Source organism: Pseudomonas sp. LB3P14 (genome assembly GCF_054898045.1).
In genome coordinates this window covers 605,495-618,091 of the sequence record NZ_CM142714.1, presented here as the reverse complement: position 1 = coordinate 618,091, position 12,597 = coordinate 605,495, and the positions used below count along the sequence as shown (strand labels likewise).

Below are 12,597 nucleotides of genomic sequence, written 5' to 3'. Positions count from 1 at the left end.
CTTTTCGCAGCGAACGCCTTAGTAGTAGGCGTTTTCTTTCTGCGTGTGGTCGGTGACGTCACGAACACCCTTGAGCTCGGGAATGCGCTCGAGCAACGTGCGCTCGATGCCTTCGCGCAGGGTGACGTCCGCCTGGCCGCAGCCCTGGCAACCGCCGCCGAACTTCAGTACGGCGATGCCGTCTTCGACCACATCGATCAGGCTGACCTGACCGCCGTGGCTGGCCAGCCCCGGGTTGATCTCGGTTTGCAGGTAGTAGTTGATGCGCTCGTTGACCGGGCTGTCGGCGTTGACCATCGGGACTTTGGCGTTTGGTGCCTTGATGGTCAGCTGGCCGCCCATGCGGTCGGTGGCGTAGTCGACTACCGCATCGTCCAGGAAGGCTTCGCTGAACGAGTCGATGTAAGCGGTGAAGCTTTTCAGCCCCAGCGCCGTGTCTTCAGGTTTTTCTTCGCCCGGCTTGCAGTAAGCAATGCAGGTTTCGGCGTACTGAGTGCCAGGCTGGGTGATAAAGACGCGGATGCCGATGCCTGGGGTGTTCTGCTTGGAGAGCAGATCAGCCAGATAATCGTGGGCGGCGTCGGTGATGGTAATAGCGGTCATGGAAACTCCTCGCAGGCTTGGGCGCAGTTTACGCCAATCATCGCGCCGTACAAAGTCCTAGTATTTTTGTCGGGAAAGATGCGCCTGTCGATGAACATCTGATCACCGCAACCCCTGTAGGAGCGAAGCTTGCTCGCGAAAGCGGTCTGATAGTCGGCATCCATGCTGAATGTCAGCCCCCTTTCGCGAGCAAGCTTCGCTCCTACAGGGGTTCGGCGGTGCGTGTTCAGGCTTTCGATCAAAGATTCTCGTACCGGTTCATGTCCAGCACGCCCTCTTCCACCGGATCGGTCTCATGCACGTACCGGCTCAGGTCATGGAAGTAGAACCAGAACTGCGGATGGCTGCGGCGAATGCCCCAGCGCTCGACGATTTTTTCGAAGCGATTGGCGTCCTTGGCGTTTTCCATGGCATCCACGAATGCCGGCACTTGCTCGGCCGGGATGTTGAACATGAAGTTCGGATAGCTGCTGAGCACGCCCGGGTAAATAGTCACGGTGTCGAGCCCTGGCTGATACCGCAGCGATTCACCCAGCAGGAACGCCACGTTACTGTGCGCGCGGTTGCGCAGCAGGCTGTAGACCTCGCGTTTGCCGCTCTGGGTTTCGATGCGCAGCAGGGTCGCTTCCGGCAACTGACCAATGACCTTCAATCCAGCCGCCGGACGCGAAGTCAGGCGACTCAAGGCCTGCTCGGCGCTCTGCAATGCCGGATCGATGTTCGGCCGCGAGCAATAAGCGCCGTCACAACGGTTGATCGGATCAGGCTTGGCGTTGAGGTCCCCGTAACGGGCCAGCAACTGCATGGCGAAATCGCGTTTCGGGTCCTTTTCGTCCAGCACCAGCGCCGTCTCTTTGTCGTTATCGATGGACTCGTAGTCCAGCCACATCTTGAATTTGCCGCCGCTCTGGTACCAATCGTCGAGGTAATCATCCCGCGAATCGGCGGGCATCAGGCGCAGGAAGTTTTGCTCGGCGCCGTTGCGGATCAGGTCGAAGTACAGGCGCGTTTGCGCCTGATGGGAGACGTTGCCGAACACGTCGAAGTTGACCGCCAACTGATAATAAGTGCGCTCCAGCAGCGGGAAGTCGAACAGCCACATCGTTTGCGGCACGTCACCGATCAGGCCTTTGTTCACCGAGGCACTGTCGAAATGCCGGAAGATCGTCAGCAGCGCGTTATCGTTGCCGGCCCACAAGGTCGACCAGCTCGGCGGCGGCGCATCGGCGTAACTGTCACGGCGCAGCGCCTCGTACTCGTTACGCTTGTTGCGGTAGTCATGCCACAGGCTCAGGACACTGCCAACATCGTCGTTCTGCCCCGGCATCGCCAGCAACGGCGTGGCCTGGCCGCGATACTTCGGATCGATGATGTAGAGGTCGTGCTCAGGCGCCTGGAACAGTGCCCAGAAGTTATCGCGGATCACATCAGTGGCGATCTGGCCGCGGCACACCGGGCCGCGAATGAAGGTGCGCACGAAGTATTCGGCGTTATCGAGCATGAACTGATAACGCGCCTGGGCCGGGATCGCCTCGAACGTGGTGAACGGATTGGCCCGACGCTCCGGCCCGTAGCCCGGCAAGGCGTTAACCTGCCATTTGCCGTTATAGAAGAGGCTTTTGATCCGCGCCATCTTCGCCGCGCTCAACGGGTAGGTGATGTGGGTCTTTTGCACAACCACGCCTTGCACCGGCCACAAGCGGTAATACACCTGAGTGCCCGGATCGTCATTCGGGCGGCGTGTGTTGATCAGATCGATAGGCTGGCCGGTCGGCGTGCGTGAACGAACCCACTGAAAGAAATGTCCCGGCGCGCCGTCCTTGAAATAGAGATGAGCGAGAAACCAGTGCTCGAACAACCAGCGCCCCACCAGGCTTTGCCGTGCGCCCGGTGCGTTGAGCAGGTTTTCCCACTGCACCACCTGCAACGCTTCTTTGGCGCTCGGCACAAGGCCTTGCTCGTCAATCGGCGCGCCGGACGCCAGCCAGCGTTGCAGCGTCTGGTATTGCTGATCGGTCAGGCCGGTGACCGCCAGCGGCATGCCCTCTTTGGGATGTGATTTGGCGTAGCCGTCGAACTCGGCCGGCATGGCGCACATGTTTTCCCGGTTCAGTCCAAGGACGATGTCTTCCGGCAACTTGGCGTTGGGTTGCAAGGGGGTTTTGTGGCCCAACTCAAGCATCCGCGCCATCAACGCGGCCTGACTGCCCTGAGCGTCGAGCACCGAATAGAAGTCCTTTTGCTGCCAGGCACGTTTACCGAAAGCGTCATAAAACAGCCGGGTCGGCGCGGCAGCCTGGCGGCGTTCGCCGTCGTAGACCGGGATCTTGGTCGCGCCACGAGCAGCCCCTTCGCCACTGCCCAGATTGAGCTGACAGGCGGCGTCATAGCAGGCATGGCAGGCCACACACTTTTCGGTGAAGATCGGTTGAATGTCGCGGCTGTAGGAAATGGCAGAGGAAATCGCCGGAACTTGCGCGGTGGCATCCCAGCTTAAAAGCAGCATAAACAGGCTGGTGATGACGCGATTCGACATGTCCCTTGTCCCCATCATGAAAAAACGACGCAATTCTACCGGTCTGCCCCCCACACCAACATGAGCGATATTCATGCAAAACCGGGACATGCTCTAAAACCACACAGGTTTGCTATTATCCCGCCCCTTCGTCATGGTCTTTCCGAGTAGTCCCAATGTCCGATCGCAGTGTTCGCCTTCAAGCTCTCAAGCACGCCCTCAAAGAGCGCATCCTGATTCTCGATGGCGGCATGGGCACGATGATCCAGAGCTACAAGCTCGAGGAGCAGGATTACCGAGGCAAACGCTTCGCCGACTGGCCAAGTGACGTCAAGGGCAACAACGACCTGTTGATCCTGACGCGCCCGGACGTGATTGGCGCCATCGAGAAAGCCTACCTGGATGCCGGCGCCGACATTCTGGAAACCAACACCTTCAACGCCACCCAGGTGTCCCAGGCCGACTATGGCATGCAAAGCCTGGCGTACGAGCTAAACGTAGAAGGCGCACGTCTGGCGCGCAAGGTGGCAGACGCCAAGACCCTGGAAACACCGGACCGGCCGCGTTTCGTCGCGGGCGTACTCGGTCCTACCAGTCGCACCTGCTCGCTGTCGCCTGACGTGAACAACCCCGGCTACCGCAACGTGACCTTCGATGAACTGGTGGAAAACTACACCGAGGCCACCAAAGGCCTGATCGAAGGCGGCGCCGACCTGATCCTGATCGAAACCATTTTCGACACCCTGAACGCCAAAGCGGCGATCTTCGCCGTGCAAGGTGTTTACGAAGAACTCGGCGTCGAATTGCCGATCATGATTTCCGGCACCATCACCGATGCCTCCGGCCGTACGCTCTCCGGCCAGACCACCGAAGCCTTCTGGAACTCTGTGGCCCACGCCAAACCGATCTCGGTCGGCCTGAACTGCGCCCTCGGCGCCAGTGAGTTGCGCCCGTACCTGGAAGAGTTGTCGAACAAGGCCAGCACCCACGTGTCGGCGCACCCGAACGCCGGCCTGCCGAACGAATTCGGCGAGTACGATGAGCTGCCATCAGAAACGGCCAAGGTCATTGAAGAATTTGCCCAAAGCGGTTTCCTGAACATCGTCGGTGGCTGCTGCGGCACCACGCCGGGCCACATCGAAGCCATCGCCAAAGCCGTGGCCGGTTACGCACCGCGCGAGATTCCGGACATTCCAAAGGCCTGCCGCCTGTCGGGCCTGGAACCGTTCACCATCGATCGCAACTCGTTGTTCATCAATGTCGGCGAGCGGACCAACATCACCGGTTCAGCCAAGTTCGCCCGCCTGATCCGTGAAGACAACTACACCGAAGCCCTGGAAGTCGCCCTGCAACAGGTCGAAGCCGGCGCCCAGGTGATCGACATCAACATGGACGAAGGGATGCTCGATTCGAAGAAGGCCATGGTGACCTTCCTCAATCTGATTGCCGGTGAACCGGACATCTCCCGCGTCCCGATCATGATCGACTCCTCCAAGTGGGAAGTGATCGAAGCCGGCCTCAAATGCATCCAGGGCAAGGGCATCGTCAACTCGATCAGCATGAAGGAAGGCGTCGAGCAGTTCATTCATCACGCCAAACTGTGCAAACGCTACGGCGCCGCAGTCGTCGTGATGGCCTTTGACGAGGCCGGTCAGGCCGACACTGAAGCTCGCAAAAAAGAAATCTGCAAACGCTCCTACGACATTCTGGTCAACGAAGTCGGCTTCCCGCCGGAAGACATCATCTTCGACCCGAACATCTTCGCCATCGCCACCGGCATCGAAGAACACAACAACTACGCTGTGGACTTCATCAATGCCTGCGCCTATATCCGCGACGAACTGCCGTATGCGCTGACCTCGGGCGGCGTGTCCAACGTGTCGTTCTCGTTCCGTGGCAACAACCCGGTGCGTGAGGCGATTCACTCGGTGTTCCTGCTGTATGCGATCCGCAACGGCCTGACCATGGGTATCGTCAACGCCGGCCAACTGGAGATCTACGACCAGATTCCCGCCGAACTGCGTGACGCCGTGGAAGACGTGGTGCTCAACCGCACGCCGGAAGGCACCGACGCCCTGCTCGCCATCGCCGATAAGTACAAGGGCGATGGCAGCGTCAAGGAAGCCGAGACCGAAGAGTGGCGCGGCTGGCCCGTCAACAAGCGTCTGGAGCATGCACTGGTCAAGGGCATCACCACGCATATTGTTGAAGACACCGAAGAATCCCGTCAGTCGTTCACCCGGCCGATCGAAGTGATCGAAGGCCCGCTGATGTCCGGTATGAACATCGTTGGCGACCTGTTCGGCGCCGGCAAAATGTTCCTGCCGCAGGTGGTGAAATCCGCCCGCGTAATGAAGCAGGCCGTGGCCCACTTGATCCCGTTCATCGAACTGGAAAAAGGCGACAAGCCGGAAGCCAAGGGCAAGATCCTCATGGCCACGGTCAAGGGTGACGTGCACGACATCGGCAAGAACATCGTCGGTGTGGTGCTGGGCTGTAACGGCTACGACATCGTCGACCTCGGCGTAATGGTGCCGGCCGAGAAAATCCTGCAAGTGGCCAAGGAACAGAAGTGCGACATCATCGGCCTGTCCGGCCTGATCACGCCTTCGCTGGATGAAATGGTCCACGTGGCCCGTGAGATGCAGCGTCAGGACTTCCATCTGCCGCTGATGATCGGTGGCGCGACCACCTCCAAGGCGCACACGGCGGTGAAGATCGAGCCCAAGTACAGCAACGACGCGGTGATCTACGTCACCGACGCCTCTCGCGCCGTGGGCGTGGCGACCCAGTTGCTGTCCAAGGAATTGAAGCCGGCGTTCATCGAGAAGACTCGCCTGGAATACATCGAAGTTCGCGAGCGCACCGCCAACCGCAGCGCCCGCACCGAACGCCTGAGCTACCCGGCGTCCATCGCCAAGAAGCCGCAATTCGACTGGAGCACGTATGAGCCGGTCAAACCGACGTTCACCGGTGCCAAGGTACTGGAGAACATCGACCTGAAGGTTTTGGCCGAATACATCGACTGGACGCCGTTCTTTATCTCCTGGGACCTGGCCGGCAAATTCCCGCGCATCCTCACGGATGAAGTGGTCGGTGAAGCCGCCACGGCGCTGTACGCCGACGCCCAGGAAATGCTCGCCAAGCTGATCGACGAAAAACTGATCAGCGCCCGTGCGGTGTTCGGCTTCTGGCCGGCCAACCAGGTGCGCGACGATGACATCGAAGTCTACGGCGATGACGGCAAGCCGATTGCCAAGCTACATCACCTGCGTCAGCAAATCATCAAGACCGACGGCAAGCCGAACTTCTCCCTGGCCGACTTCGTGGCACCGAAGGACAGCGAACTCACCGACTACGTGGGTGGTTTCATCACCACCGCCGGGATCGGCGCCGAAGAAGTGGCCAAGGCCTATCAAGATGCCGGCGACGACTACAACTCGATCATGGTCAAGGCACTGGCCGACCGCCTGGCCGAGGCTTGCGCCGAGTGGCTGCACCAGCAAGTCCGTAAAGACTACTGGGGTTACGCCAAGGACGAGACACTCGACAACGAGGCGTTGATCAAAGAGCAATACACCGGCATCCGCCCTGCCCCGGGCTACCCGGCCTGCCCTGATCACACCGAGAAATCCACGCTGTTCAAGTTGCTGGACCCTGAAGCCGCGGAAATGAAAGCCGGCCGCAGCGGCGTGTTCCTCACCGAGCACTACGCCATGTTCCCGGCGGCGGCGGTCAGCGGTTGGTACTTCGCTCACCCGCAGGCGCAGTATTTCGCCGTGGGCAAGATCGACAAGGACCAAGTGCAGAGCTACACGTCGCGCAAGGGCCAGGAGTTGAGCGTGACCGAGCGGTGGTTGGCGCCGAACCTGGGTTACGACAACTAACCCCCCCTCCTCCGATCGTTCCCACGCTCTGCGTGGGAATGCAGCCCGGGACGCTCCGCGTCCCAAAAGCGGACGCAGAGCGTCCATTGAGGCATTCCCACGCAGAGCGCTCATCGTTCTACATAACTCTGTTTTCAAGTATTTTTGAAACTCGAAGAAATGGAGAGCAATGATTGAATTGGGCACAGGACGAAATGAAAACCGCCGACTTGGGTGATGGCCGTTTAAATGCCAGGCTCGCCAGCTTTTTAGGACGCCTAGCCGATCATCCCGGCAACAGCATCCCGACCGCTTGTCGAGGGCTGGCAGAAACCACGGCGGCCTATCGATTTCTTGATAATGAGAAAGTCACGTTCCAGAAGGTGTTGCGGCCCCATCAGGACGCGACCCTGCAACGGATGCAAAGCAGTCCCGTGGTGCTGTTGGCGCAAGACACGACCGAGATGGACAAATGGGTCAATCTCGGTCCCAAAGGGATGGGCACGATCAAGGCGCAGAAGAAGTTTTCTCGACGTCTGCACCCAACCATTGCCTTTACCCCCGAACGTATTTGTCTGGGCGTCGTCGATGCTCAGTGGTGGAGCCGCGATAAACCGAGCCCCCGCCATGAGCGCCGAGATAAAGGGATTGATGAGAAAGAGAGTCAGCGCTGGATTGACAGTTATCAAACCAGTTGCGCGATTCAGGGGCAGCTACCGCAGACCCTGGTGGTCAACCTCGCCGATGCTGAGGGCGATCTGTACGAATGGTTTGTTGATCATCAAGAGTTCAGTCCAGACACCCGGGCCCAATGGATCGTGCGGGCGGCTCAAGACAGGCGCTTGCTGGGGGCTGACAACGGGAAGTTGTGGTCGGCACTGGATCAGGCACCGTCCTTGGGAACACTCAAGGTTGAAGTCAAAGCTCGTCCCCAGCGCCCCGCCCGACTGGCTGATGTCACCTTGCGCGCGGCAACCGTGACCCTGCGTGCCCCCGACAGGTCGGGTTACAAATTGCCCAGTGTCTCGATCAATGCTGTGTTGGCCCGTGAAGAAAACGCCATAGACGGTGTTGAACCTCTGGAGTGGCTGCTGCTGACCAGTCTGCCGGTCACTAGCCTGGAGCAGGCGAGCACCGTGGTTGAGTGGTACGGGGTACGCTGGTCTATCGAAGTGTTTTTCAATGTGCTGAAGAATGGTTGTCAGGTCAGTCGATTGCAGCTGGAGACCGAGGAACGGTTGTTGCCCTGCATTGGTTTGTACCTGATCACGACCTGGCGTGTGCTGTACAGCCTGATGTTGGGACGTGCTTGTCCCGATCTAAGCTGCGAGATGGTGTTTGAGGCTTCGGAGTGGAAAGCAGCCTATATCGTGGTCAAACGGTGCCAACCGCCCACTGCGCCCCCTTCTTTAGGAGAAATGGTTTTACTGGTCACGAGCCTGGGAGGCTACTTGGGGCGTAAAAATGACGGACCTCCCGGCCCCAAGGCCATGTGGATAGGGATGCAACGAATACGTGAGTTTGTTATCGCATTAGACGCCCAGCGTGCGCTCATCGAGAGTTGTGTAGAACGATGAGCGCAGAGCGTGGGAACGATCTATCGCTGCAATATTGTCTATGCTTAGCGCACACACACGTGACGAGGGGTTTATGGACGATCCAGGCGACAACAAACCGCCGACGCTCTGGCAGATGCTGCACAGCGTCATGGCGGCGGCGTTCGGGGTGCAAAGCGGGAAGAACCGGGCCCGGGACTTCACGCACGGCAAGCCGAGTCATTTCGTGATTCTGGGGATTCTGTTCACGGCGGTATTCGCGTTGGCGCTGTACGGCATCGTGCAACTGGTGGTGCACCTGGCCGGGGTTTAGCGCATCAAGGTTTGCAGGCTGAACGGATAACGATACGACGTCGGCCGCCCCTTGGCTGAAAGACGACGGAAGTTCACACCGTAATCCGGTGATGGACCCATGGCCAGCAGTCGCCTGGCCTGTGCCTTGTCGATCAGTTGCAACAACGGGATCTGCCGGTCACGGCCGCCGTACTGGCGCAGATCCACGCCCTGATCAAGGTCATGCAGCTCCACCAGTGCCCAGCCGCCCAACGTGAAGTGCCCGCCCAACAGCACGCTTAAGCGTCCGTCGACCGTCGCCTGCAACGCTGCTGGCGAGGTGTTGACCGCACTGAACAACGCATCCTTGCCGGGCACCCCACCCGCCTCCGAATACGCCTGCATGGCACCAAACGCCATTTCGTCATTGGCTGACCACACCAGCGAGACCTTCGGGTAACGCCGGAACAGCAGCGTGGCCTGTTCATACGCCCGATCCCGGGTCCAGCCGCTGTAAACCAGTTGGCGCAAGCGCACTTCAGGGTGCTCGGCCAAGGCCCGCATCATGCCTTGCTCGCGCAGTTGCGCCGAAGGTGTGATCTTCAGACCGGAAAACGCCAGTAACTCGATGACCTGACCGGGTGCCACGGGCGGGTGCTGGCGAATCAGTTCCTTGAGCATCAGGTAGCCGCCCTCCTCATCGTTGGGCACCAGGCTGCCCAACTGATCAGAGCGATCCCCCAGCAGACTCAGCTGATTGGCCGTCAGCGAAGCATTGACCATAAACAACTTCACCCCGCTGCCCTGGGCCAGACGCAGGATTTGCGGCGCGACGTACTGTTCGTTGGCGAAAACCAGATAGTCCGGACGATTGTCACCTTGCAGCGCCAGGCGGGCTTGCGCCAGCGTGAGCTCGGGCATGCGCCGGGAATAGAGAATTCGCAAATCAATGCCCAGATCCGTGGCTGCCGCCTGCATGAATTGCGAATAGCTGATCCAGAAGGCTTCGTCAGTCTTCCCCGGACTCAGGAACAGCACCGACTCCGCTCGCACACCGGGTCCGTAAACCGCGCCGCACATCAGCAGGAATGAGTAGAAAAACTTCAACATGGATCGTCCGAGCCCCCGGCAATTCGCCGGGCATTATAGCCAGCGAAGTCCCGGAAAACGGCGTTTATTCGGGTTATTGTCCGACAATCGTCGGAATCGGGCCCGGACGGGGTCGGTTATTGATGGCTGACCCAAAATACCGCTGTGCCCACGACCAGCATGATCAGGAACAGAATGGCCCAAGCATCGACCGTGCTATCGGGTTTTGACGTTTTGGTAGGGTTGCTCATTGCATCGCCTCTTGTCGGTTTTATCGGTGATTGCATAAAGACTCGAGCACAGTTAAGACGATGATTGCCCGCACCACAAATGTGGGTTTTACCTCATTGGCCTTCATTAGTCGTTTTGGTTCTTTACATATACTCAAACATCACTTTTGCGCATAACTGCAAACTGGTATCTTGCCCCGGCTCCGTTGGGAGTGCGCGGCCGTGCGCGCAGAATTGCCGAGGCAGCATCGGAGACTTTCCAGGCGAAAAACGCAACTGGATCCGACCGGCCCAAGCCTGAGAACAGGACTTATATGTACGTATACGACGAGTACGATCAGCGGATCATCGAGGACCGCGTCAAGCAGTTCCGTGATCAGACCCGACGCTATCTGGCAGGCGAGCTGAGCGAAGAAGAATTCCGCCCCCTGCGCCTGCAAAATGGCCTTTATATCCAGCGCTTCGCGCCGATGTTGCGGGTGGCGGTGCCTTACGGCCAACTCACTTCGCGCCAGACGCGAATGATGGCCAGGATTGCCCGCGACTATGACAAAGGCTATGCCCACATCAGCACCCGGCAGAACGTACAGTTCAACTGGCCGGCGCTGGAAGACATCCCGGACATCCTTGCCGAACTGGCTACCGTGCAGATGCACGCGATCCAGACCAGCGGCAACTGCTTGCGCAACGTCACCACCGACCAGTTCGCCGGTGTCGCTGCCGACGAGTTGATCGATCCGCGCCCATGGTGCGAGATCGTCCGCCAGTGGACCACGTTCCACCCGGAATTCGCTTACTTGCCGCGCAAGTTCAAGATCGCCATCAACGGTTCGACTTCCGACCGTGCGGCCATCGAAGTCCATGACATCGGCCTTGAGCCGGTGCACAACGCCGCTGGCGAGCTGGGCTTCCGTGTGCTGGTGGGTGGCGGTCTCGGCCGTACCCCGGTGGTGGGCGCGTTCATTAATGAATTCCTGCCGTGGCAAGACCTGTTGAGCTACCTCGACGCCATCCTGCGGGTCTACAACCGCTACGGCCGTCGTGACAACAAGTACAAGGCGCGGATCAAGATCCTGGTCAAGGCCCTGACACCTGAAGTCTTCGCGCAAAAAGTCGATGCGGAAATGGAACACCTTCGCGGTGGCCAGACCACGCTGACCGACGCCGAAGTGCATCGCGTCGCCAAACACTTTGTCGACCCGGACTACAAAGCCCTGGACAATCAGGCCGCTGAATTGGCCGAGCTCGACAAGCAGCACCCGGGCTTCGCGCGCTGGCGCACCCGCAATACCCTGGCCCACAAGAAGCCAGGTTATGTGGCCGTAACGCTGTCCCTGAAGCCGACCGGTGTTGCACCGGGCGACATCACCGACAAGCAGCTCGATGCCGTTGCCGACCTGGCCGATCGTTTTAGCTTCGGTCAGCTGCGCACCTCTCACGAGCAGAACATCATTCTGGCCGACGTTGAACAAAGTCAGTTGTTCGCGATGTGGGGCGAATTGCGCGAGCAAGGTTTCGCCACGCCGAACATCGGCTTGCTGACCGACATCATCTGCTGCCCGGGCGGCGACTTCTGCTCCCTGGCCAACGCCAAGTCGATCCCGATCGCCGAATCGATCCAGCGTCGCTTCGAAGATTTGGATTACCTGTTCGATATCGGCGAACTGGACCTGAACATCTCCGGCTGCATGAACGCCTGTGGTCACCACCACGTCGGCCACATCGGCATCCTCGGGGTGGACAAGAAAGGCGAAGAGTTCTACCAGGTGTCCCTGGGTGGCAGCGCCAGTCGCGACGCCAGCCTGGGCAAGATCCTCGGCCCGTCCTTCGCCCAGGAAGCCATGCCTGATGTGATCGAAAAGCTGATCGACGTGTACATCGAACAACGTACCGAAGACGAGCGCTTCATCGACACTTATCAACGTATTGGCATTGACCTCTTCAAGGAGCGCGTCTATGCAGCGAATAATTAAGAACAACGAGGTCGTCGACGAAACCTGGCACCTGTTGCCCAAGGACTTCAACATCGACGAGATCAGCAACTGCGACGACCTGATCGTCCCGCTGCAGCTGTGGCGCGAACACAGCCGTATGCTCAAGGCCCGCGATGGCGGCCTGGGTGTGTGGCTGGACGCTGACGAAGAAGCCGAAGAAATCGGTGAAGACGTGGCAGATTTCAAGGTGATCGCCTTGAATTTCCCCGCCTTCACCGACGGCCGCAACTACTCCAACGCTCGTCTGCTGCGTGACCGTTATGGTTTCAAAGGCGAACTGCGGGCGATTGGTGACGTGCTGCGCGACCAGCTGTTTTACATGCATCGCTGCGGTTTCGATGCATTTGCGATTCGCGCCGATAAGGACCCGTACGAAGCCCTTGAAGGGCTCAAGGACTTCTCGGTGACCTATCAGGCCGCCACCGACGAACCGCTGCCGCTGTTCCGTCGGCGTTGATCGCACGCCCCGGA

8 protein-coding genes are annotated in these 12,597 nt (G+C 59.4%); 5 read left to right on the top strand and 3 right to left on the bottom strand.

Translation table 11 applies throughout. The features are described from left to right. Window positions 1-18: 18 nt before the first annotated feature. Both nfuA and ACYZT5_RS02890 read right to left on the bottom strand, forming a co-directional pair. Complete coding sequence (gene nfuA / locus ACYZT5_RS02895; protein ID WP_007898222.1) at window positions 19-603, bottom strand: Fe-S biogenesis protein NfuA; 585 nt, start codon at window positions 601-603, stop codon at window positions 19-21. 238 nt (window positions 604-841) lie between these two features. Beyond that, window positions 842-3,139: a fatty acid cis/trans isomerase gene (locus ACYZT5_RS02890; RefSeq protein ID WP_462049700.1), complete on the bottom strand. Its 2,298-nt coding sequence runs from the start codon at window positions 3,137-3,139 to the stop codon at window positions 842-844. A 155-nt stretch (window positions 3,140-3,294) separates the two neighbouring features. Here ACYZT5_RS02890 and metH point away from each other — a divergent pair, with 155 nt between their 5' ends. The 3 genes from metH to ACYZT5_RS02875 all read left to right on the top strand — a co-directional run bounded on the left by metH (window position 3,295) and on the right by ACYZT5_RS02875 (window position 8,853). Beyond that, the gene (metH, locus tag ACYZT5_RS02885) at window positions 3,295-7,005 is read left to right on the top strand and encodes a methionine synthase (protein ID WP_462049699.1); all 3,711 of its coding nucleotides are present in this window, start codon (window positions 3,295-3,297) and stop codon (window positions 7,003-7,005) included. A 194-nt stretch (window positions 7,006-7,199) separates the two neighbouring features. Next, entirely contained in the window at window positions 7,200-8,561 is a 1,362-nt protein-coding gene (locus ACYZT5_RS02880; protein ID WP_462047587.1) for an IS4 family transposase, read from the top strand. Window positions 8,562-8,634: 73 nt separating this feature from the next. After that, window positions 8,635-8,853: a DUF2970 domain-containing protein gene (locus ACYZT5_RS02875; RefSeq protein WP_462049698.1), complete on the top strand. Its 219-nt coding sequence runs from the start codon at window positions 8,635-8,637 to the stop codon at window positions 8,851-8,853. On the opposite strand, the gene ACYZT5_RS02870 is transcribed toward ACYZT5_RS02875, so the two are convergent. After that, window positions 8,850-9,923 (bottom strand): ABC transporter substrate-binding protein, encoded by a 1,074-nt coding sequence (locus ACYZT5_RS02870; RefSeq protein ID WP_462049697.1) that lies wholly within the window; start codon window positions 9,921-9,923, stop codon window positions 8,850-8,852. The genes ACYZT5_RS02875 and ACYZT5_RS02870 overlap by 4 nt on opposite strands. 523 nt (window positions 9,924-10,446) lie before the next feature. Here ACYZT5_RS02870 and ACYZT5_RS02865 point away from each other — a divergent pair. Then, on the top strand, window positions 10,447-12,105 hold the full coding sequence (locus tag ACYZT5_RS02865) for a nitrite/sulfite reductase (RefSeq protein ID WP_462049696.1): 1,659 nt from the start codon (window positions 10,447-10,449) through the stop codon (window positions 12,103-12,105). Continuing rightward, entirely contained in the window at window positions 12,089-12,583 is a 495-nt protein-coding gene (locus ACYZT5_RS02860) for a DUF934 domain-containing protein (protein ID WP_462049695.1), read from the top strand. Before ACYZT5_RS02865 ends, ACYZT5_RS02860 begins: the two co-directional genes overlap by 17 nt. Window positions 12,584-12,597 lie beyond the last annotated feature (14 nt).

Excerpts from the sequence above, each read along its gene's own strand:
- metH (WP_462049699.1), top strand. The coding sequence starts at position 3,295 with ATGTCCGATCGCAGTGTTCGCCTTCAAGCTCTCAAGCACGCCCTCAAA.
- ACYZT5_RS02865 (WP_462049696.1), top strand. The coding sequence starts at position 10,447 with ATGTACGTATACGACGAGTACGATCAGCGGATCATCGAGGACCGCGTC.
- ACYZT5_RS02860 (WP_462049695.1), top strand. The coding sequence starts at position 12,089 with ATGCAGCGAATAATTAAGAACAACGAGGTCGTCGACGAAACCTGGCAC.
- ACYZT5_RS02890 (WP_462049700.1), bottom strand. The coding sequence starts at position 3,139 with ATGTCGAATCGCGTCATCACCAGCCTGTTTATGCTGCTTTTAAGCTGG.
- ACYZT5_RS02880 (WP_462047587.1), top strand. The coding sequence starts at position 7,200 with ATGAAAACCGCCGACTTGGGTGATGGCCGTTTAAATGCCAGGCTCGCC.
- ACYZT5_RS02870 (WP_462049697.1), bottom strand. The coding sequence starts at position 9,923 with ATGTTGAAGTTTTTCTACTCATTCCTGCTGATGTGCGGCGCGGTTTAC.
- ACYZT5_RS02875 (WP_462049698.1), top strand. The coding sequence starts at position 8,635 with ATGGACGATCCAGGCGACAACAAACCGCCGACGCTCTGGCAGATGCTG.
- nfuA (WP_007898222.1), bottom strand. The coding sequence starts at position 603 with ATGACCGCTATTACCATCACCGACGCCGCCCACGATTATCTGGCTGAT.